Source organism: Staphylococcus sp. GDY8P45P (genome assembly GCF_017892745.1).
Lineage (GTDB): Bacteria > Bacillota > Bacilli > Staphylococcales > Staphylococcaceae > Staphylococcus > Staphylococcus cohnii.
On sequence record NZ_JAESLS010000007.1, the window covers coordinates 139902 to 163036 of the forward strand.

21 protein-coding genes, 1 tRNA gene and 1 pseudogene are annotated in these 23135 nt (G+C 33.2%); 4 read left to right on the forward strand and 19 right to left on the reverse strand.

Annotated features, from left to right (window positions below; translation table 11 throughout):
- Nucleotides 1-33: 33 nt before the first annotated feature.
- Nucleotides 34-618 (reverse strand): phosphatase PAP2 family protein, encoded by a 585-nt coding sequence (locus tag KA873_RS08720; protein WP_107384193.1) that lies wholly within the window; start codon nucleotides 616-618, stop codon nucleotides 34-36.
- Nucleotides 615-1338, reverse strand: a pseudogene (locus KA873_RS08725) (FtsW/RodA/SpoVE family cell cycle protein). The gene KA873_RS08720 and the pseudogene KA873_RS08725 overlap by 4 nt, the downstream one beginning before the upstream one ends.
- A gap of 321 nt (nucleotides 1339-1659) precedes the next feature.
- On the opposite strand from KA873_RS08725, the gene KA873_RS08730 reads away from it, so the two are divergent.
- Nucleotides 1660-2268 carry a class I SAM-dependent methyltransferase gene (locus KA873_RS08730; protein WP_210140250.1) on the forward strand — a complete coding sequence of 203 codons (609 nt, stop codon included), beginning with the start codon at nucleotides 1660-1662 and terminating at the stop codon, nucleotides 2266-2268.
- Nucleotides 2269-2442: 174 nt separating this feature from the next.
- Here KA873_RS08730 and KA873_RS08735 read toward each other — a convergent pair whose 3' ends face one another.
- Complete coding sequence (locus KA873_RS08735; RefSeq protein ID WP_046207113.1) at nucleotides 2443-2574, reverse strand: beta-class phenol-soluble modulin; 132 nt, start codon at nucleotides 2572-2574, stop codon at nucleotides 2443-2445.
- A gap of 384 nt (nucleotides 2575-2958) precedes the next feature.
- Here KA873_RS08735 and solA point away from each other — a divergent pair, with 384 nt between their 5' ends.
- The 3 genes from solA to KA873_RS08750 all read left to right on the forward strand — a co-directional run bounded on the left by solA (nucleotide 2959) and on the right by KA873_RS08750 (nucleotide 6233).
- Entirely contained in the window at nucleotides 2959-4143 is a 1185-nt protein-coding gene (solA, locus tag KA873_RS08740) for an N-methyl-L-tryptophan oxidase (RefSeq protein ID WP_210140251.1), read from the forward strand.
- 2 nt (nucleotides 4144-4145) lie between these two features.
- Entirely contained in the window at nucleotides 4146-5279 is a 1134-nt protein-coding gene (locus KA873_RS08745; protein WP_210140252.1) for a M20 family metallopeptidase, read from the forward strand.
- Nucleotides 5280-5372: 93 nt separating this feature from the next.
- Nucleotides 5373-6233 carry a LysR family transcriptional regulator gene (locus tag KA873_RS08750; RefSeq protein WP_107385859.1) on the forward strand — a complete coding sequence of 287 codons (861 nt, stop codon included), beginning with the start codon at nucleotides 5373-5375 and terminating at the stop codon, nucleotides 6231-6233.
- A gap of 78 nt (nucleotides 6234-6311) precedes the next feature.
- Here the strand turns inward: KA873_RS08750 and add are convergent, their stop codons facing one another.
- The 16 genes from add to KA873_RS08830 all read right to left on the reverse strand — a co-directional run bounded on the left by add (nucleotide 6312) and on the right by KA873_RS08830 (nucleotide 23121).
- Complete coding sequence (add, locus tag KA873_RS08755; RefSeq protein ID WP_210140253.1) at nucleotides 6312-7289, reverse strand: adenosine deaminase; 978 nt, start codon at nucleotides 7287-7289, stop codon at nucleotides 6312-6314.
- A 258-nt stretch (nucleotides 7290-7547) separates the two neighbouring features.
- Nucleotides 7548-7748: a hypothetical protein gene (locus KA873_RS08760; RefSeq protein WP_107384187.1), complete on the reverse strand. Its 201-nt coding sequence runs from the start codon at nucleotides 7746-7748 to the stop codon at nucleotides 7548-7550.
- Nucleotides 7749-7780: 32 nt separating this feature from the next.
- Nucleotides 7781-8389, reverse strand: coding sequence for an adenylyl-sulfate kinase (cysC, locus tag KA873_RS08765; protein WP_119535545.1), 609 nt, complete (start codon nucleotides 8387-8389; stop codon nucleotides 7781-7783).
- An 18-nt stretch (nucleotides 8390-8407) separates the two neighbouring features.
- Nucleotides 8408-9589 (reverse strand): sulfate adenylyltransferase, encoded by a 1182-nt coding sequence (gene sat / locus KA873_RS08770; protein ID WP_210140254.1) that lies wholly within the window; start codon nucleotides 9587-9589, stop codon nucleotides 8408-8410.
- 21 nt (nucleotides 9590-9610) lie between these two features.
- Entirely contained in the window at nucleotides 9611-10516 is a 906-nt protein-coding gene (locus KA873_RS08775) for a sulfite exporter TauE/SafE family protein (protein WP_019469811.1), read from the reverse strand.
- A gap of 24 nt (nucleotides 10517-10540) precedes the next feature.
- On the reverse strand, nucleotides 10541-11152 hold the full coding sequence (locus KA873_RS08780; RefSeq protein ID WP_107384184.1) for an NAD(P)-binding protein: 612 nt from the start codon (nucleotides 11150-11152) through the stop codon (nucleotides 10541-10543).
- A 44-nt stretch (nucleotides 11153-11196) separates the two neighbouring features.
- A complete protein-coding gene (locus KA873_RS08785) occupies nucleotides 11197-11931 on the reverse strand; it encodes a sirohydrochlorin chelatase (RefSeq protein ID WP_107384183.1) in 735 nt (244 codons plus the stop codon).
- Between the two features lie 22 nt (nucleotides 11932-11953).
- On the reverse strand, nucleotides 11954-12721 hold the full coding sequence (cobA, locus tag KA873_RS08790; protein WP_107384182.1) for a uroporphyrinogen-III C-methyltransferase: 768 nt from the start codon (nucleotides 12719-12721) through the stop codon (nucleotides 11954-11956).
- Between the two features lie 23 nt (nucleotides 12722-12744).
- Nucleotides 12745-14454 (reverse strand): NADPH-dependent assimilatory sulfite reductase hemoprotein subunit, encoded by a 1710-nt coding sequence (locus KA873_RS08795; protein ID WP_107384181.1) that lies wholly within the window; start codon nucleotides 14452-14454, stop codon nucleotides 12745-12747.
- A gap of 16 nt (nucleotides 14455-14470) precedes the next feature.
- On the reverse strand, nucleotides 14471-16294 hold the full coding sequence (locus KA873_RS08800) for an assimilatory sulfite reductase (NADPH) flavoprotein subunit (RefSeq protein WP_210140255.1): 1824 nt from the start codon (nucleotides 16292-16294) through the stop codon (nucleotides 14471-14473).
- A gap of 183 nt (nucleotides 16295-16477) precedes the next feature.
- Entirely contained in the window at nucleotides 16478-17212 is a 735-nt protein-coding gene (locus KA873_RS08805; protein ID WP_210140256.1) for a phosphoadenylyl-sulfate reductase, read from the reverse strand.
- 953 nt (nucleotides 17213-18165) lie between these two features.
- On the reverse strand, nucleotides 18166-19404 hold the full coding sequence (locus KA873_RS08810; protein WP_210140257.1) for an aminoacyltransferase: 1239 nt from the start codon (nucleotides 19402-19404) through the stop codon (nucleotides 18166-18168).
- A 98-nt stretch (nucleotides 19405-19502) separates the two neighbouring features.
- Nucleotides 19503-19594: transfer RNA gene (locus KA873_RS08815), tRNA-OTHER, on the reverse strand.
- Between the two features lie 175 nt (nucleotides 19595-19769).
- Nucleotides 19770-20309, reverse strand: coding sequence for a PadR family transcriptional regulator (locus KA873_RS08820; RefSeq protein WP_107385299.1), 540 nt, complete (start codon nucleotides 20307-20309; stop codon nucleotides 19770-19772).
- Nucleotides 20310-20364: 55 nt separating this feature from the next.
- Nucleotides 20365-21546 carry a YhgE/Pip domain-containing protein gene (locus KA873_RS08825; protein WP_226956013.1) on the reverse strand — a complete coding sequence of 394 codons (1182 nt, stop codon included), beginning with the start codon at nucleotides 21544-21546 and terminating at the stop codon, nucleotides 20365-20367.
- Between the two features lie 429 nt (nucleotides 21547-21975).
- Complete coding sequence (locus KA873_RS08830) at nucleotides 21976-23121, reverse strand: globin domain-containing protein (RefSeq protein ID WP_107504867.1); 1146 nt, start codon at nucleotides 23119-23121, stop codon at nucleotides 21976-21978.
- Nucleotides 23122-23135: the final 14 nt, after the last annotated feature.

Sequence of the window (23135 nt, forward strand, 5' to 3'; positions counted from 1 at the left end):
AATAATTTATAGATTAGCATTTAGCTTAACAAATCATTCGATTTTATCTAGTTTTTCGCTTGCATGATTATTGTAATTAAGTGATTGAATCATAACTGAAATCACTAATAAACTTCCCATAGTATCAGTAAAATAATGCGCGCCCACATAAATACGGGATACTATAATTGAAGCCACTAAAATAATGGCTATACAATATAATGTTTTATTCCTTTTTATTAATAAAATTAGGCTCACTAATATACATACACTTAAAACATGCATGCTGGGAAAACTATATCCGTCAAAATGTTCGGATGGTCTCGACCGTTGAATGACATATTTCATAAAAGTACCTATTAAAAATACTGAAAAGCACCAAAAGCCATACCACAAAAACTTAAATTTATGATAGAAAAACAAAACAGCCAAAACACATAATGTTAAAATCAAACAAATTTTAGGGTCAAAAATAGTTGAAACAAAATATAGATATTGTTTTATAACATCTATATTTAAATATGTATGTAACATGTTATAGATCCCTTGATCTATAGGTTTTGCTATACCTATTGCAATACCAATCAAAATAGCAATAAGCAAAATAACTGGTAGTGTAATTTTTAAAATACGGGTCATTTTAAAGTTTCCTTTCTGTCGTTGTTAATTCTTCTAGCCACTGCTAAAAGTGCGCCAAAAGCTATACTGATACTCAACATAGAAGAACCACCATAACTCAACAAGGGCAAAGTCACACCAGTTAATGGAACAATACTAGATATACCAGCTAAATTAATGAAAACTTGCATAAATATGTAACTGACTACACCAACACAAATCAATTTATAAAATTGATTGTTCGTTTTATTCGCATAAATAAGTCCTTTTATTAAGATATAACCATAAATTATGAGCGTAAATAGCACACCTAGTAGCCCCAATTCTTCTGAAATAACGGTAAATATAAAATCAGTGTGCGGTTCTGGTAAATAACCTAACTTTGCTAGACCATTTCCTAAACCTTTACCAGTCAGGCCGCCATTACCAATCGAGGTTAACGCACTCGTTAACTGATAACCATCAATTTTTGTACATGCGTGTTTTTAAAAAGTTTATATTTATGCATAATGCAATAAATATAATCACTAAAATACCCACAATCAAAAAGATAAATTGTCTTTTCATAAAATAATTACTTTCAATTGGAACGCCACCAGTTAATGCACCCTTAGATGCTGATACCATACTCGCACTATATATCATGATGACACCTAAAACACCTAATATAATAAAACTAATTAGCATCCCGTAATCTAGACCTTTTAACCGCCGCCTAATTACTCTCATATTTTTCTTCATCTCTGCATCTCGTTATAAACGTCCACCACCTAGTAAACCAAATATAACAGCCATACTCAATCAGACTTTAGGCTTACCTAATTTAATATACTATTAGTATATTATGTAATTTTATTTAAATATTTTATCCATACATAAATTGAACAAATATACTTTTTTAAAATAACCATTGATTATCTATAATTTTAAATATTACAAGACAACTTGACGTCATTTAATTGAAAAAAATTTGCCTACTATGCTAAAATCAATTAAAGACTTTACAAATCTATAATAACTCTAAAAATACAAAAAGAAAATCTATTCTAAAGGATGATGAGCTTGAATCAATCTCAATTTAATCAAATAGCACAAAATTATGATAATGACGAAAGAATTAAGTTAGCTAAAACAATCTCTTCCGAATTAAATTTACTGTTTAAAAAAACTACGTATGATTCGTTATTAGATTACGGTGGTGGCACTGGGCTTGTCGCATTCGATATCGCACATCATTTCAATCACATTACTATTTTAGATGCATCACCTAAAATGGCTGAAATATGTAATGCCAAAATTAAATCATTAAATAAAACAAACATTAAAGCCATTGAAGGCGATTTACTAGATCCAAACAAAACAAAACTTCACCAATCATATGACGTGATATTACTCTCACTTGTACTACTTCATAGCGGAAATTACATAGCGTTACTGCAACAATTAGCTACTCAATTAAATCGTAATGGCATACTAATCATAGTAGACTTCGATAAAAATGAAAATGTTAATCACCCGAATATATATAATGGATTCGAACAAAAAGATATCCACAAAGCATTACGTAAAATAGGACTTTCAAATATAAATAGCCATACTTTTTATCAAGGCAAAAATATATTTATGAACAAAGATGCCAGTCTATTTTTAGCATCTGGGCAGTTAACCTAATCTCTCTGAAATGTATAACTATACAAAATAATGTATATTATTTGTATAGTTATTCAAAAACAAAAGTTACTTTTTTAAATAACTTAACAACAAAAAAACTACTGTTTTCTAACACTTTACGTGTGAAACAGTAGCTTTTTTGATTAAGTATATGTTTATTTAAAAATATGTTTATTAACCAAAGAATCCAGCGATGAAGTCTGCACCTTTAGCTACTACATCTGCAATGCTAGTTCCCATATTTACCCAGTCGTGATCTAAACCTGATTTTACTGCATTTGAAATTGCTTCTACGATACCTGACATAATGTAAGCACTCCTTTAAATTGATTTAATTAGTTATTTGAAAATTACGCGAAAGTGTCAACTAAAGTTTTGATTAATTTAATGATACCACCGATAATATCTGCAATCATCATGTCAATACACCCCTTTACTTGTTTGTGTAATTACATTGTATGCTAATTAATAATTTAAATGTTAAATTTTTCTCAATTCGTATAGTTAAGTTCCTAACTGTCTTAAATTAATAAAAAAAGTACAGTTAGGCAAAATACATACGTATATCGATATCACTTTTAGAGATATCAACCATCTCATTTTGTAATTTTACACTAAGACTAGTTGCTATTAGACTTGAAATAAATACTTGGCAAATATTAAATTTGTTTCAACTAAGGAGAGATGGAAATGAGAAAACATTACGATGTCATCGTTGTCGGTGCCGGTTCTATGGGTATGTCAGCTGGATACTATTTGGCAAAAAGTGGATGGAATACTTTAATGATAGATGCTTTTGACCCACCACATGAAAATGGTAGTCATAGTGGTGACACAAGATTAATAAGGCATGCTTGTGGAGAAGGTTTAGCGTATGTACCTATTGCTTTGAGAGCACAAGAACTTTGGAATGAACTTCAAAAACAAACAAATGAACGGATATTTTTAAATACTGGTGTCATTACTTTTGGCCCAAGCGATTCATTGTTTGTACAAACCGCAATCAATGGTGCTCAACAATATAATCTAAATACTGAAACTTTATCAGCTAAACAAATTAACGACACTTGGCCAGGTATTACAATACCTGATGACCAAATTGGTTGTTATGAACCTGAGGCCGGAGTGCTATTTTCTCAAAACTGTATCCGCGCATTTAAACGACTTGCTTTAAATCATGGTGCTGAATTAAAAACCAATGCGCCAGTCATGAATATTGATATTTTTAATGACTCAGTCGAAGTTCAAACCAATTCCGAAACATTCACCGCAAATAAATTAATTATCACTGGTGGTGCTTGGAATAAAAAAATTTTAGATGATTTAGATTTAAAACTTCAACTCCAACCTTCTAGACAAACGATTGCGTGGTTTGATTCCAACGATATTTTGTATAAGTCAGATGGGTTTCCGGGCTTTTTTGCCGACGTCCCAAGTGGTGTATATTATGGATTCCCTTCTATTGATGGCACTGGTTTAAAAATTGGACGTTACGATAATGGAGACCCTATCGACCCAACTTATTACAATAAATCATTTGGGTCTTATGAAAAAGACGAAAACGATATTAGTGGTTTTTTGAACCAATACATGCAACAAGCGAACGGAAATATTAATGTTGGTAAAACGTGTATGTTTACAAATACATTAGACGAACACTTTGTGATAGATAAACATCCCGAACATGAACATATTGTCGTTGCTGCTGGTTTTTCAGGACATGGCTATAAATTTTCCAGTGCAGTCGGAGAAATATTATATGAATTAACCACTAAAGGTAAATCCAAACAGGATATATCACTGTTTAAAATAACACGTCCAAGTTTACAACCTGAAAATAAAGACAAAGTTTTTAATAAAGCTAGGGGGGTTTGAAGATGACACAATCAAATTTAGAATTCTTACAATCTCTCATCAATGTTGATAGCACCAACCCACCTGCTAATGAAAATAACGTTGTAAAACTTTTTAAACAACGGTGTGCGTCTCGAAACATTCCTATTAACATTACAAATTTAAGTGATAATAGAAGCAATTTTTCAGTAACTTTAAAATCCAAGCAGCCAAACGCTAGCAAACTCATATTATCCGGCCATACCGACACTGTAAAGATAGGTGCACAAAAATGGGATTATGACCCATTTAAAGGTGATATTGATCATGGAAAATTATATGGAAGAGGAACAACAGACATGAAAAGTGGCTTAGCCGCTTTATATCTCGCATTAGAATCTTTAATTGAGGAAAACTGTGAATTAAAGAAAGATATCGAATTTTTAGCCACTGCAGGAGAGGAAGTAGATTCAATAGGTGCGGAACATTACGTCAAAAACACAAATATGGATAATGTCGCTGCTATCATTATAGCTGAACCCACGACTGAGAAAGTTGCAATTGGACATAAGGGCGCATTATGGATAGAAGTCACTTTGACTGGAAAAACTGCACACGGCGCGATGCCAGAACAAGGTATTAATGCAGTTGAAGGCATAAACAAAGTCATTCAATTGATAAATGATTTAAAAGAAGAATGGTCAGAAGAAACTGCAGCATTAGGTAAAAGTAGTATCTCTGCAAATATGGTCAATGGTGGTATTCAAACGAACGTGATACCTGATGAATGTGTATTAAATGTTGATATACGAACAGTTACACCGAATATTCATGACAAGCTGTATAAGCAATTTAATCAACGTTTAAACCAGATATTTTCTGATAGGAACGCTCCAAAAGTAAGCACAAAAGTATTGCTTGATCGCGCTACGATTCTAACTGATGAGGACACTGAAATTATTCAAAAAGCCTTAGATACTTCTAAAGAAAATAATATTACTGGAATGGCTTATTACACCGATGGCTCTGTGCTAAACCCTAATAGCAACATTCCTACATTAATTTATGGACCTGGAATAGAAACATTAGCACATCAACCCAACGAATATGTAGAAATAGAAGCATTTGAACGATCTATAGACTTCTTCAAAACTTTAATTAAAAAATATGCAACATAATAAGACTGCCGTCATAGCGACGGCAGTGCTTTTTTCAGCATAAAAGAAATGGTTTCATGTATAATAGCCTCAAACGAAAAGTCGGGTGATATTATGGAAATCAAAGATTTTAAAATTTTTCAAAGTGTTAGTCAACATCAAAGTATTAGTAAGGCTGCTAAATCACTTAATTATGTGCAATCACATGTTACATTTCGCATAAAACAGTTAGAGCAAGAACTCAACACACAACTTTTTTTACGTCATAATAAAGGTACGACCTTGACGACAGATGGTGAAAAATTCCAAACGTATGTTGAAAAAATTTTAGCTACATTAAATGAAATAGAACGTGATTTTGACAAACAAGCATCATCTAACGGTAAAATTGATATCGGGATTGTCGAAACGATTACTAAATTACCTATGCTATTATCAATGTTCCGGAAAAAATCGCCACAAATTTCTCTATCATTACATACTGATGTTACTGCCAATATTTCTAAAAAAATAGTCAATCAAAACTTGGATTGTGGATTTGTCACAGGCTTCAAACATCATCATAATATAAATAAAGTAGAGTTATTTAAAGAAAAACTTGTGTTAATATCCAGTACAGAAATGACGCAATTAGAAGATATAACATCCGCTGTATTTTTGGTGTTTAAAAATGGATGTAATTATAGAAGAAATCTTGAAGCCTGGTTAAAATCCGAAAATATTAAAAAGCCATTACTTGTAGAATTTGGTACGATGGAAACAATTATTGGTAGTGTTAAATCTGGTATCGGTATCAGTTTAGTTCCAAAATCATCCGTACAAAATGACTTAGAAAACGGGTCATTGTATAGTTATCAATTGCCTGATAACTATAGTAATATCTCAACGGATTTTATTTGGAATAAAAATTATCATTTAAGCCCTGCTATGACTCATTTTATTCAAACTATCAAATCTGTTGCGCTTGAATACTAAAAATAAACAGTAGTGTATATTTTTAGTATTATAAAATGTTAATGATTAACGCTTCATATTGTGTAAAGTGTATACGCGTTATGACATTGATTGAAGCACTTGACTTTTTTCTTCTTCGGTTAAAAAGGTATATTGAACTGCACGCTTATTAATGTATTTAATCTGGTTTATATTTATTAACTGATGTTTTAATAACAACGTATATTCTTCATTTAATGAAGTTTGTGTCACCATACGATTATCTGTATTGATAATAAAAGGTATATCGTTTTTTAATAAGTAAGGGATGTTTATTTGTGACAATGTCTCTATAGCTTTGGTTTGCAAATTACTTTTAGGACATATTTCTAACAATACATCCTTCGCTTTAACTTCCTTTAATACAGCTTCATCTATGTTAGCAACAACACCATGACCAATACGCTTAGCCCCTATTTTGATCGTTTCTAAAACGTTATGTATACAACCACACTCACCTGCATGGAGTGTTAAATTCATACCTTTTTCTAATCCGTATTGAATAGTATCTTGAATTTCATATGGAGGAAATCCTACTTCAGGCCCCGCAAAATCTATACCACATATTTTTTCGCTATTATATATAGACACATCATCAAATAATTGTTTATTCACAGACGATGCATGCTGCCTCATTGCGCAAATGAGTAAATTCACTTTCATATGCAATGTGTCTTGTATGATATTAACCCCCGCTTCTACAGCTTTTAATACATCTAAAAGCGTCATACCTTGTTCCATATGTAGCAACGGTGCAAAGCGAATCTCTATATATTTAACATTATCCTCATAAGCTTGTTGCGCAACATCTACAATTGCACGCTTTAGGCTATCTGCGGTTTGTAATACTTTTAATACTTCATCAAAACACTTCAAATACGCTTCTAAACTTTCACAATCTTCATGCACTGTAAGACAATCCTCGTTTAAAGGTATGCGTTGTTCTTGTGCCAATTGTCGAATTAAATGTTTACTGACTGAACCATCTAAATGACAATGTAATTCTATTTTAGGAATATCCTTTATACTTTGATCCATTTTGATAAATGTCCCTACCTTTATATTGTATTCATTACGTTTAAAACGCCAATCAGATAAATTTGATTTACTTAATATAACACTTTAATTTTCACTTTACTATAAAACATATAAGTATCATTGATACTGTTTGCTTATCTACAAAACAATATATAATAACGATTGTTAAATAGAAATACACTTATTTAAATATAAAAACAGGGTGAAATCAAACTTGTCATTTGATTTCGTAGCCCTGTTTATCAATGCATATATAATTTATAATTGATGATAATAACCTAGTATTATTAGTGATACACCTATGCCAATAAAACATATTACCATAATTGTGACCATCACTTTCAATTCTACAAAAAAATGTTTTCTACTTTGACCTAAACGCACAAGTAACAATCCGCACGATACTACTAAAATAAATATAATAAATAATATTATGGCAATGATATTTAATATCTCCATTCGATTGCCCCTTCAATTTTTTATTATTAAACTTAAATTTCATCGATATACTGATGTTTTTGTAAATAATCCATAATTTTGGATACTGATGCTTCCACAGAAAGTGTTTCTGTATCTAATGTAATCTCTGGTTGTGTAGGGGCTTCATATGGCGCATTTACGCCAGTAAATTCTGCGATTTCACCACTTCTTACTTTTTTATATAAACCTTTCGGGTCTCTATTTTCACATTCTGATAGACTACATTGCGTATAAACTTCTATAAAATCATCTGTATCTAATAAATGGCGTACTGCTTCTCTATCTGATTTATAAGGAGAGATGAAAGCTGTGACTGTTATCAAACCTGCATCTACCATCAATTTACTAACTTCACCTATACGTCTTATATTTTCTTTACGATCTTCAGGTGAAAATCCTAGATTTCGATTCAATCCATGTCTAACATTATCTCCATCTAAACGATATGTATGGATTTGGTGATTAAACAATGCTTTTTCAAGTTCTACAGATATCGTTGATTTTCCTGAGCCAGAAAGTCCTGTAAACCAAATAACTGCACTCTTATGTTGATTACGCTGTAATCTTTCATCCTTGGTAACCTCTGAAGCATGCCATGTTATATTTTTAGATTCTCCCATTACTACATCTACACTCCTTTATTTCTGTTCTTTCAATCCATTTATAAGGACTTGAGCTACTTCTGGTCTCGAAAATTCTTTCGGTAGCGATTCTCCCTTTTTCAATTTTTCACGAACTTTCGTACCACTTAAATGCAAATGTTCTGAAGCATCATGTGGGCACGTTTTTGCTGTAGCCATATTTTCACACGTTTTACAATAAAAGGCGTGTTCGAATTTTAATATTTGTATACCTAATTCTGCTTCGTATTTAGAAATCAGTTCTTGCGCTTCATAGGTGCCGTAATAATTACCTACGCCTGCATGATCACGTCCAACAATAAAGTGTGTACATCCATAGTTTTTACGTACTGTAGCATGTAATATCGCTTCTCTAGGTCCTGCATATCTCATTGCAGCAGGGTAAATAACTAAACGCGTTTTATTTTCCGGGTAATAATTTTCTAATATAACTTTGTAACTTTCCATACGCACTGATGCTGGAATGTCATCAGATTTTGTTTCACCTACTAAAGGATTCAACAACAAGCCATCCACTGCTTCTAAGGCTGCTTTTTGAATATATTCATGTGCGCGATGTACTGGGTTTCTAGTTTGAAAACCTACCACAGTTTGCCATCCTAAGTCTGTAAAGAGTTGTCTTGTTTCTTTAGGGTCTAGATGATAATCCACAAATTCGTCGTGTTTAGGTCTGTTTAATAAATAAATTGGGCCTGCGAGATACACATCTCCTTTTTCATAGACCTTTTTGACACCAGGATGATCAACATCCGTAGTTCCGTATACAAGTTTCGCTTCTTTTTGTTTGTCATACGTATACTTTTCTTCTAAGTCAATCACACCATATAAAACACCATCTTCACCATACAAGGCAACACGAGAGCCAATATTCAAATTTTGAGATTGTTCTGTTGTCACAGGTAATGTGATTGGGATACTCCAAACCAAACCATTTTCTAAGTGTATGTCTTCTACAACTTTAGAATAATCAGCTTCTTTCATAAATCCTGTCAATGGACTAAATCCACCGATTGCAATTAATTCCAAATCTGATAAACTCCAAGGATTTAATGTGATAGATGCGAGTGTTTCAGCTTCTTTAAGCAATTGTTCTCGCGCTGCACCGTGGACCTCTCTATTGATAAGTGAACCACCATGAGGTTGGATGGTAGATTGTTCTTTTTCGTTTATTAATGACATGTCGTCACACTCCTTAATGAATTAATCTAATTTATTTACATTTGTTTCATCTTTAAAAGTAGCAAACGGTAATTTATTATTTTGGTATAAAGCATACAGAATTAATCCGAACCAAATCACAATCAATGCAATTTTTATTGTGATTGATAAAGCATGATTGATTTCAACAACACTAATCAGTGAATTTGTATTTGTGAAAATAATCAATCCACTCACACAAACAGCTAAAATATTCATCGGTAACAGTCTAACTAACCACGCTGCAAATGGTGCTGCAATCATACCACCGACACTTAATGATACGACAAGCCACCAATTAATTTGGCTCCAGCCAAGAAAAATAATAAAGCTTAGAGACGCAGACACCGTTACGAAAAACTCACTTGCGGATACCGTACCAATCGCATACCTAGGTTCTAATTTCTTTTGAGCAAGTATCAATGGCGTATTGACTGGTCCCCAGCCTCCACCGCCAATTGAATCTAAAAATCCTGCCACTGCACCTTGTGGTATTAACACAAGTCGAGATGTCTTTTCATTCGCTTTCGATAATGGTTTTTCTTTGGTAAATAAAAATTGGTATAAAATATAGAGTCCCATTGATAACAAGAAAATAGCGATAAATGGTTTAATAAAATCACTGTGTATATGACTCAATATAGCAGCACCAATAAATGCTGTTATCGCTCCAGGAATCGCTAATTTGATCATCGTAGGTTTATGTACGTTTTCAAATTTCCAGTGCGACGTTCCTGACGCAGCTGTAGTAGCAATTTCTGAAAAATGAATTGTTGCTGATACGATTGCTGGCGCCACACCAAATGTCAATAATATCGAAGAAGACGATGCGCCAAACCCCATGCCTAATGAACCATCAATTAACTGAGCGAGAAAACCAGCCAGTGCAAAAACAAATAATTTATACATATGATGTCCCCCTTTCCTTTCAATTTATTCCAGCGCTGATAACCACTTTCTAACTTCATTTTGCTTACTTATTTTTAAATATTTTTCATTTAAGATTTGCTTCAAAAACCGTTCTTTTTCCTCAGGTGAAAGTGAGCTACGTTTAACTTGTTGCCTACATTCATATAGGAAATCAACATAATCACCATATGCACTATTAAAATGTTGTTGTAACTCAGCTAAAATTTGGCTTGTCAGTTTAGGACTGGCGCCTTGTGTTGAAACACTGATCATTAACTTTCCACGTCGTAATATACTTGGAATGAATACATCGCCAGCTAACGCTTGACCCGCCATATTAATTAATGCCTTGTCTGGCTTGGCTTGTAATATGGATTGATTTACGTCTGTATCGTTCGTCGCAGCAATAATTAAATCCGCGTCTTGCACATCACTACTTTCAAATGTTTTATTCCGCCATTGAATGACTTGTTTATCAACAAGATGTTCTAAGCTATTTGTTAGCGTGGGGCTAATAATTTGAATTTGTTTTGTATATGTTTTTAAAACATTGACACGTCTTTCAGCTATTTTTCCGCCACCTATAACAACGATTTGTTTTTGTGAAATATCAACCACTAAAGGGATGTAAGACATGATGTCACTCCTCAGATAAGTACTTTCAACTTTGATAAAAATGACTAAACTGTATCAAACGTCTCTTCAACACGTTCTTTTAATGCAATTTGTAATTGCTCGTGATGGCTTAGATGAGCTGCTAAAATAATGTCACTTTTTAATTGGTATGCACTCACAACATCAGCGATATGTTGGTCTAAAATACCTGTAAACCAGATATACGGTAAAATAAATATTTGCGAATGACCTGCGTTTACTAAACGGTCCAACGCATCTTCAAATAGCGGTTCACAAGCTGCCAAATAACACACTTCTATGCTTTTAGAAGGAAACATTTCTGATAATTGTGACTTTATTATCGAAAAATCTTGCTTCGTTTGTGGATTATAACTACCTCTACCAATAACTAATAATTTAGCGTCAGCATTAGGCGTGATTTCACGCTCTTCTAAACGTTGTTTAAGAATTTCAGTTAATCGTTTTTGTACACCCAAAGGCTTACCGTAATTGATTTTTATGTTGGGAAATTGAGTTTTAATACGTTCAATCTCTACAGGTATATCTTTGTAGTAATGACCTGCGCTAAGCAGTAATACAGGGATCACGGAAATTTCAGTTGCACCTTGATGCACTAATTTCCTAAAACCTTCAGATATATCTGGGTCTGCAAGTTCTAAAAAACATGTTTCTTGTAAAGGAATATTAACTTTTGCTTGAACACGCTCAATCAATGACGTTGCTTCTTCAACTGCTTCTGCTACACGGCTACCATGACTAACATATAAGACGCCTTGCATATAATTATCCCTCCAGCCACTGTTATGTGAGTTGTGTTAATAATTCATTTTTATATGTTTCCTCAAACCAACTAATGCGGTTACGCAATTTCACGACTTCACCCACAATAATCATCGCTGGGTTTTCAACATCTTTTGCACCGTGGACAATGGTTTCTAATGTGCCAACAACGGTTTTTTGTAATTTAGAAGTACCCATATGTACAAGCGCTACTGGCGTATTTTTATTACGCCCATTTTTAGTTAGCAACTCAACAATCTCTGGCAGCTTTTTAACGCCCATATAGATACATAACGTTTCCGGCCCTAAAGCTAGATGTCTCCAGTATTCATCCTTGTCAATTTCCTTGTTGATAACACCCGTAACAAATGCAACAGAAGAGCTGTAATCTCGATGTGTTACAGGGATACCTGCGTATGCAGGTGCTGCAATACCTGCAGTTATACCTGGTACGATTTCAAATGAAATATTATTGGCGGCTAATACTTCTGCTTCCTCGCCGCCTCTGCCATAAACGAAAGGATCTCCACCTTTCAAGCGTGTAATCGTGTGACCTTCTTGAGCCAAATCAACGAGTAGTTGGTTAGTATCTACTTGCGAAACAGATTTATGGTTAGGATTTTTACCACAATATATTAACTGCGCAGTTATAGATGCGTACTCCAATAACTCAGGATTAACTAAACGGTCGTATAAAATAATGTCAGCTGTTTCAATCGATTTTTTACCTTTAACTGTAATTAAATCAGGATCACCAGGTCCTGCGCCTACTAAAAAAACTTTTCCCATCCTAACACCACCTTTTTAATTGATTAACTATGGAATAATTGACCGTCTGTGACTGCTTCAACAATCCCTGCTCTGACTACAAAATTACCAAAGCGCTCACCATCTGTTCTTTCTTGTGCATATTGCAATAAAATGGGTCTCAAACTTTCTAATATTTCTGCTTCATCAATATTTTCTTTATACAATTTATTTAAACGATCACCAGCGAAACCGCCACCTAGGTACATATTGTACTTACCTGGTGCTTTACCAATAAATGCAATTTCAGCTAATGCCGGACGCGCACAACCGTTAGGGCATCCCGTCATTCTAATAGTTATTTCTTCTTCATTTAAGCCCGCTTCATCTAACAAGCTTTCTATTTTGGTAATTAATGAAGGTAAATACCGTTCAGATTCTGCCATTGCTAAACCACAAGTAGGAAAAGCGACACAAGCCATGGAATTTTTCCGCAACCCAGTATAATGTTCACCATCTGTTAAACCATATTGCTTTATGAGTGCTTCAATTTCTGGCTTTTTCTCTGTTTCAACATTCGCAATTACTAAATTTTGGTTAGGTGAAAGTCTAAAATCTCCAGTATGTACTTCAGCAATCGCTCTTAACGCTGTTTTCAATTTATATTCTTCCGTATCTTTAACACGTCCATTTTGAATAAATAAAGTGAAATGATGCTTACCACTGCCTTCAGTCCAACCATATCGATCACCATTATCTTCAAAGTGAAATGCACGCTTGGACTCTAATTCCCAACCTAAACGACGATTCAGTTCATCCGTGATCCATGCTACCCCTTTGCGATCCACAGTATATTTAAAACGTGCATTCGTTCTATCTTCACGATTTCCATAATCTCTCTGAATCGTAAGGATTTTTTCACAAACATCAATGACCTGTGATTTTGGGAAATAGCCAATCAATCGTCCAACTTGTGGGTACGTCGCAGTATTTCCATGTTTCATACCCATGCCGCCACCAACTGTGAGATTAAATCCAACTAATTCACCGTCTTCAATGATTGAAATTAACCCGATATCTTGTGAAAATACGTCGATATCATTAGAGGGTGGGACTGCAATACCAATTTTAAATTTACGTGGCAAATAGGTTTTGCCATACATTGGTTCTGGTTCTTGATCACTCGTATCTAACACTTTCTCTCCGTCTAACCAAATTTCATGGTAAGCCTGTGTTTTAGGTGAAAGGTGACGGCTAATATCACTCGCAATCTGATTAATTTCCGCATGCACATCAGATTGATAAGGGTTAGGGTTACACATCACATTACGATTAACATCTCCACATGCTGCAAGCGTGTCTAATAAAGATTGGTTTATATCAAACATCGTTTGTTTTAAATTTCTTTTTAAAATCCCATGGAATTGAAACGCTTGTCTCGTCGTTAATTTAATCGTTTGATTTGCATATTGATTCGCGATATCATCCATCGCAATCCATTGTTCTGGAGTCGAAGCACCGCCCGGAGCACGCACTCTTATCATGAAACTGTATGCAGGCTCTAACTTCTGTCTACGGCGTTCATCGCGAAGATCTCTGTCATCTTGCATATAACTCCCATGAAACTTTAATAATTTAGTATCTTCTTCTGAAATAGCACCTGTAATTCTATCTGCTAACCCTTCAACAATTGTGCCACGAAGGTAGTTACTATCAGCTTTGATACGTTCCATCTCATCAAGTTTTTGAGAAAAATTTAAATTTGACTCTGTCACGTGATCAGCTCCTTTTCTAATAAACGTCTCTTTGATATCGTTTGTCTTTTTTCATTTGTGTCAAATAAGTCTCAGCTTCTTCCTCTGACATATTACCTTCTTTAACTAAGACCTGATGTATCGCTTTATGTACATCTTTAGCCATATTTTGTTCATCGCCACATACATATAAAGATGCACCGTTTTTTAACCACTCATAAAAAGTTTCACTTTGTTCCACAATCTTATGTTGAACATAAACTTTTTCATCCGTATCTCTTGAAAATGCTAAGTCCAACTTACTCAGCACACCTTCTTTAAGCCAATCTTGCCATTCTGTTTGATATAAAAAGTCTGTTGTAAAATGCTGTTCTCCAAAGAACAACCATGTTTGGCCTGATAAATCTAACTCTTCACGTGCTTGTAAATAAGATCTAAAAGGTGCGACACCTGTTCCAGGGCCAATCATAATGACGGGTGTAGCTTCATCGAATGGAAATTTAAAATTCGGGTTTTTCTTTAGATATACAGATATAGATGTTCCAGGTTCCATGCGTTCAGCTAATTGAACTGAACAAACACCTTGGCGCTCACGTTGGTGTGCTTGATATCTTACAGCGCCTACAGTGATATGAACTTCATCAGGATTTGCTTCATAACTGCTCGCTATAGAATATTCTCTAGGTGGTAATTTTCTTAAAAATTGATATAGCACCTCAGGCGCCAGGTTTTCTGGTTTAAAGTCTTGAATTAAATCAATTAAATCTCGACCATAAACATAAGATTTAACCCACGCTTGATCTAAGACGTTTTCTGCCAACGCTTCATTTCCAAACAACTCAGCTGCTTTTTGTAGTAGTGGTTTAGTTAATTTAGTAATTTCAAAATGATGTTGTAGTGCATCCTTTAATGAAAGCACATCGCCTTTGTCGTTGATTGGTATTTCTGTTTGAGCATCCCAATCTAATTTATCCAGTAAGACTTCTACTAGTTTTTCATCATTTTCTGGAATCACAACCAAGCAATCACCTGGCTCATAGTCTTCACCATAATCTTCAAATTGTAATTCAATATGTCTAACTTCTTTATTAGAGCTTCTACCATTCAAGTTAATATTTTCTAATATTTCAGCTTCATAAGGTTGTGTTTTTGAATATCGTTTTTCATTTGTCAATTGTACCGCGTTCGTTGTTGTCACCTTTTCTTCACTCAATGAGGCTTCGCTTAACTGTTCAATAATTTGATCCATCCAAGATTCAGCCATATCATCAAAATCCAAGTCACAATCTCGTCTATCTACTAAGCGGGAAGCTCCTAAATCTTCTAGACGTGCATCAAAATCCTTACCTGTTTGACAGAAGAATTCATATGATGCGTCCCCGAGTGATAAAACTGAAAAACGTACACCTTCTAACTTAGGTGCTTTTCTACCATGTAAAAATTCGTGAAAGCTAATGGCATTATCGGGCGGATTTCCTTCACCATGAGTAGAAGAAATAATAAATAAATCTTCTACTTTTTTTAGATCTTTTGTTTTATAATCACCCATTGCACTCAATTTCACATTGAAATTGAGTTCGACAAGGCGATCAGCTAACTTTTCAGCCAAACCTTGTGCATTACCAGTTTCTGAACCATACAATACAGTGATATGTCTCTCACTATTTGAAGTGTTTTCTTTATTTAATACAAACTGAGCTACTTCCGATGGTGTTTCTTGTTTTGTAGTAACACTTTGTAAATTTGCAGTTAAATAACCGCTTAACCAAACTTGCTGCTCAATCGTAAGATTTTGAATAATTTGGTTTAGTTGTGTGGCTTGATTTTCATCAAATGGACTATTTATTACGGATAAGTTCACAACCATTTCACCTCATTTTAATTTTTATTTAACAATCATTTTATTTAAACTTACTCAACAATTGACGCCATACTCTTTTCAGAAAAATTTTTAACCATCACCTAAGATTATTTTGTTTAATCATCCTTTAGATATATCTATCCGATGGGAATACTAGGATTTAATGTCAAAAAAAATTTATTATTATAAAGATGTATGGTCTGTGGTATGAAGGCCGCATTCTGTTTTGTTTGAATTGGTCCATCTTCCCGCTCTTGAATCTCCTGATCCTTCAACAGCTGTCGTACACGGTATACATCCTATACTTGGATAGTTAAAATCATGTAATTCATTATAATGCAATTTATATTTTTTAATATATTGCCATACATCATCCCATGTCCAATGTATCAATGGACAAATTTTAACTGATTGGAAACGTTCGTCTTTATTTATAAACTGCGTATTTTGACGGCTTGGTGATTGCGCTCTACGTAACCCAGAAATCCAAGCAGTAGCACCAGACAAGACATCTTCCAATGGTTTGATTTTTCTAATATAACAACATTGGTTTGGATTGTTTTTCCAAAGTGCGGGGTTATATTGTGATGATTGCTCTTCCAAAGTTAATTCCGGTTTTTTAAGTTTAACACGTAGTTCTGGGTAGCGTTTTTGAACACGATCAATTAAATCATATGTTTCTTGAAAGTGAAGGCCTGTATCTAAAAATACAATTTGTGCATCCTTCTTAACACTATAAATCAAATCTATTAAAATCATGCCTTCCGCGCCAAAACTACAGGCATAAATAACCGAATCTCCATAGGTTTGGTAAGCCCATGAGACGATTTCGCGTGCACCTTTTGTTTCATCATCAATATCTATTGACTCAAAGACATTTGCATTAAAATGTTCATAAGTAACTTTTGGTTCAAACATTAATCTATTCGCCCCCTCATAACGTACATGAATACATTATAATTAGATTTATTATAAATTTAGAATTATTTGAAAATAATTATGATTTACACTTTACTCATTGTAAATTTTTATGTCAAGTGTATATTTGAACGTGCGCATTAGTTACATTTTTTATTAAATTTGTATAGAAAGTGCATAGTCATAGTGTTTTAAGCACTTTTAATTTCTAAGTTAATTCATTTTTATAACAACCTTGTTATATTGAATTTCCGCCTTTTCTACCACCTTTTCACATTTTTCTGAAATTTTTTAGATTTTTCATTTTTGACTGTATTTTAAAAGCCATCATTTTATAAAAGGTGATTCAGAACGTAAACAAACCCTTCGCATTAATTTGCGAAGGGTTTGTCTACTTATATAGTTTTTTCAAAATAGTAGTGGTATTTCAAACCATTATTGGCCATTTTACTAACCATATTGCCAATTTTTAAAGATTCATGGCAACACAAATTAACATGGTCTCCATAGAAACTTTGTCATGGTGTCTATATTTCGTTCATCGCATACCATGCTGTTCTTTTATATCGCCTAAATCTTCTCTCAATTGTTTGACTTCGCAAATTATATTGTTTCTTTACAGTATCAACAGTGCTTTTCAATGATATAACCATCTTTATCTACACATGCATGTAGACTATAAGCAAATTGTTTTTATCGTTCTCTTTTAACATATTATCCCACTTCTAAATCAGTAATACTTTTAGTGTGATATTGGCAGTGATTTGGGCCGACTCCTGCGGGAAGCGCACTAGCCGAAGACTACAGGCTAAGGCAGTGCCCGCGGAAAGCATGCACAAAAAACTGCCGACAAAGTCGGAGACTTTGTCGACAGTCTGAGCCACCTTTTATAAAAAGGTGGCTAGCTCATTTCAATTTTTAGAAATTCAAATCAATGGTTAAGTAAATCAACCCTATTTTATTAATGCATATATTTTATAAAGTAAAGGTCTTATTGGTTTAATAAAATCTCCAACATACTCTTCTATATGCGCGTTGAAGCCTGCTTTGAATTTTTGTACACCAGCATCTTCAGCATTTTCACTGAAATCTCCTGTTATACCGTAAAAATTATAACGATGGATATTGTGCGCTTTCGCAAATTTTATCATTTCCCATTGCAATCTATAGGCACCCATATATGTATTGTATCTAGGGTTGGAGCCGCTTGAAAGATAATAAACTTCATGATCGTTGTAAATATAAAGTGCAGCTGCTAAATCCAATATGGTTCCATCTGTTTTGATTAATGCTTCTGTTTCGGTTACTTTTCTTTGTTGTGCTTTTATTTGTTGTAAACCCTGCTCATACTTATTTTTATTTTTTTTCGAGTTAGGATTATTTTCTAAGCGCGCTTTAATATTTTCTAAGTCTTCATTTAATTTTTCTAATTGTTTATTTTGTTTGACTAACAATGCTGACAAATCGATATATGCTAATTTTAACATGCTATTATCATGATAAATATTTTGCATTTCTTTAAAGTAATGCTGATCTCTAAACTTAAAACCATGTTTTTCTTCAGCCATTTTAAATAATTTAAAAAATCTACTAGTCTCCTCAATAGGGAGTGTACGTATTTGTACATCCATCTCGTATGTTTTCTTAATATTTCTACGTGTTTGATAATCCATTTCTTTAAGTAGGTCATCTTCAGTTTTGTTCTTCAAATCCAGAACAGATAACCAACGAATTTGACTTATTTGAGAATACCCTACTGTATACCCTTGATGTTTATAACCGATATCTTCCATAGTCTTAATAAGTGGTTTATTGTTATAACTTTCTAATATTTCACCTTGAGAATTTCTTATATTTTCTAACGTGTATGGATCTGTTAAAACATATAAACCACGATGCTTTTTTAAATATTTAGTTAAATTTTTGTAGAAAAACCTTACTAACTGATAATCCGAAAAATCCAAAACAGGTCCTCGATGCGTATAAAAATATTTAAAAAATTTAAAGGAACGTGCTTCAGTTAAAAGGCATGCTGCTATAACATTATCTTCGTTATCTTTAACACCTACAATATGCACATCGTTTTTATGTTGGTTTCTGTAATGAAAATGGTTGGCACTTTGTGTGTAATGTGAGGCATGATTATGAGTAAAACTTTCAAATTCATCAACTTTCAAGTGAGTGAAATACATTGTAAACCTACTTTCTCTTAATTTATAATGCATTGAACAATATTTATATATCATTAAAAAAACCAAGCACTAGGAAGGCTTGGCTAAATGATTTTCAACGGAGGGAGAAGGATTCGAACCAACGCAAGCAAGATGCTTCTAATTAATATTAACTATTAATTTCCCTTAAGCCAGACTTGGGTATCCCTCCAAAATTTTAATTATTTGATTATATTGTACTACTCATTTACAAAAAATAAAAGTATTGTTTAAAATATATTAAAACCTTTTTTCATTGCAAATTCATATCTATAAGGCACCATCTTTTCACAACAACAAAGAAGGAACAAGTAACCGTTCTTACGTTACTCGTTCCTTCTTTAATATCATACATTTTCATTTTCAATAAGTGTTATTAGTTTTTCTAAAAAATGAATTGTATTATTTGTTTTAGTGGTAAAGTGATCCGACATAAAATTTAAAAGCCCTTCATTTTCAGGCGTTACTTGAATTTTGTGCTTTATCTCTTGTGCTTCTATTAACATTTGTTTATTATCTTGAATCTTGCTTTCCAAGATATTGATTACTTTTTGATTATCTACAAATTTAAGGTAAGCAACACCAACATACATTTCACTAATTTCTTTAGTGTTCTCGAACAACTTATATATCAATTTAGGCAAAGTTTGTTTACCTTTTTCAGTAATTTGAAATACTTGCTTATCCGGACGATTTTCTTCTTTAATTGTCTCCACTATTTCTACAAGGCCTTTTTTGGATAATGCTTCAAAATTATAATAAAGTTTACTTTCTGTTAGTCCGCTCATTTTATCAAAAGGTATTGGTTCTGATAGCTGTTTTTTTAATAAATAAGGATAACTGTTTTTTTCCATTAATTTCCCTAATATAAATATTTGGATAGACATTATTAAAGTCTCCTTTTCTCATAATACCTTTATTTTAACAGAATCAAAGAAGATATTAATAGTTTGCAAGTGTTTCGTTAGTATTTTTGTAATGCTCAAAAACAACATCGGGTTCTTTTTTATAAACAAAAGTTACGATAACAATATTAACCAACATGGCAACGACACCTACAGTTACCATAGATAAAATATATGGTGTTTGTGACACACTTCCAAAAATGTTTGCAAAATGACCCTGCACTGAATAATACATTGGTGAAATATGACTCATCCAGTTATAAACTGTAGGCATCATATCACGACTCATTGTTGCCCCATTAGCAATTGTTTGTATGAGTAAAATAGGAATATTTAAAATCATACCTGCCTGACCTATTAGGAAAACGACGATTGCAGTAAAGTTAAAGGAAACCCAATAATTCAATACTAATTGGCCAAAAATACTTAAGAATTTATCAGCTTCTAAATCATTTACTAAATAAGCAATACCTAACGAAATTACAGAAGAAGCTAGTCCAATGATTAAGGCTGTTAGTTGAACATAGATGAACAATTTAGTTTTACTAGCCTTGTTTCTGTTTTCTTTAAATGCACTAACTAATTGCATCGCTCCAATCATTGCTCCTACATATCCAGCTAAAGTTAAAAACATAGGTAACATTTTAAAATTCATGCTTGATGGCATTTTATTCATATGAGTAATGTCACCAGAATATGAGGCATTTATTTGCTTAATTAAGCCGTCCATTTGTTCATCAGGTATTTTTGCTTGTTGTAAAACACCTTCTGTAGTTTGGTTAGAAAATTGTTTACTAAGCTGACTATTAATTTCACTTCCGATTGAATCCATAGATTGACTAATCATCGTTGGAGAAGCGTCATTCACTTTAAAATCTAGTCCTGGTGTAGCTTTTTCAGATTTTAAATCACTTGAAAAATCTTGAGGTATATGAATAACAAGATTTAATTTATTATGTTCTAACTGATTATTTGCTTTCGCATTAGAAATATCTTTTTTAATATGATCGAACGGTAAACTTTTGTTCAATTGTTTTGATATTTGGTTACCGTAATCCCCTTTATCGTCGTTAACAATCGCAATCGGTAATTTATCAATATTACCTGGCATCGCTTTGTAACCAGGTAAAAAGATGGCCAACATCACTAATCCATAAAAAATCCCCATGAATATTGCGCCAACTGCCCCTTTTGTTTTTAAAAAAGCACTAAATTTCATCTTAATTATCCTCTCTAATACACATATATATAGTTTTATAAAAGTACTTTTAACAAAGTACTTTGTTTATACTACGCTTTTGGATTTAATAGGTCAATTATATAAACCTAGAATTTTCATTATTTTACGAAACGTTATACGACAACTGAATGTCTATTTTTATGTGTATAGAGGGTAAAAATGCTTTGTATACATACAATTTATGCTCAAATTGTTTTGCTAATTACAAAGTATACTTAACTGGCACTATATCTTTATATTTTTGATTTATTTGAAAAATATTTGCGCAGTGTAAAATAAAAAACCCCCGACTAAGCTATTAAGTCGAGGGCTTATTTAATAAAAATGAAAGGTCTTCAGATAAATAAAATACCATGTTTATTTTATAATATTTTTTGAATCTATATAAAATGTGTAAACCGAGTTAAATTACACTGAAAAGCTCAATCTTGGGATAAATGTTTCAAAATGAATATGCTCCATTGGTACTTCTAATTTTTGTAATTCTTGAATCATAGCTTTTAAGAATGAATTACCACCACATACATAAACTTCTGTTTCACCATCAAGGTATTGTTTTAATTGTTCAGCGTCTATAAATCCGTCTTGATCACGGAAATGTTTATCAAATTGTGCTACTGAAGATTGTGCTGTGATTGCTTCTAAATTTTCTTCAAATGCTACATTTTGAGCATCGGATGTTGATTGAAGGAATGTTGAAGTTAAACCAGCATCAACTGCTTCTTTATACATTGAAACGAGAGGTGTAACACCTACGCCAGAGCCTAAGAATAATTGTTTGTTATCTTTGTTTGCCAATCCAAATCCACCAACTGGTGCAGATAGCAATAGAGTGTCTCCAACGTTCACTTCATCGTGTAGCACTGTAGATACTTCACCTTCATGTTCTTCCGTAACGTCTCTACGTACACCGAATGTTAAGAAATCCTTGTCACCATCTACAATAGAATAATGTCTTTTAGCTCTGTATGGCAACTTCTCACTAGATATGTCTACTGTAATATATTGTCCAGGTACAAATTGACTTAAATCAATGTCGTCAGATGTTACTGTGAATGATTTAATTATTTCAGTTTCATCAGTGATATTTGTTACAGTAAATGGTTTAAAACCATCCCAAGCCATTTTACTGTATACTTCTTTTTCTAAACCGATAAATGCATCAGCAATTTCTCCATATGCTTTAATCCAAGCTTGGATAATAGGATCGTCTTCTTTTAAACCAGTCTCTTGTTGAATTGCCCAAATTAAATTTTCACCAACGATTGGATAATGCTCAGCTTTTACTTGTAAAGCACAATGTTTGTAAACCACAGGCATAATTGCGGGAACAATCGGTGATAAGTCTTCGATATTTTCTGCCGCTGCTAACACTGCCATCGCCAATGCAGAAGATTGTAACCCTCTTTTTTGGTTAGTCTGATTAAATATATTTTTCAATTCAGGATGTTGTTCAAATAATCTTTTATAGAAAGTTGATGTTATTGTCTGCCCTTTATCTTTTAATAATGGTACCGTTTCTCTTATAGTCTGTATTTCTTCTTGATTTAACATAAAACCCCTCCTAG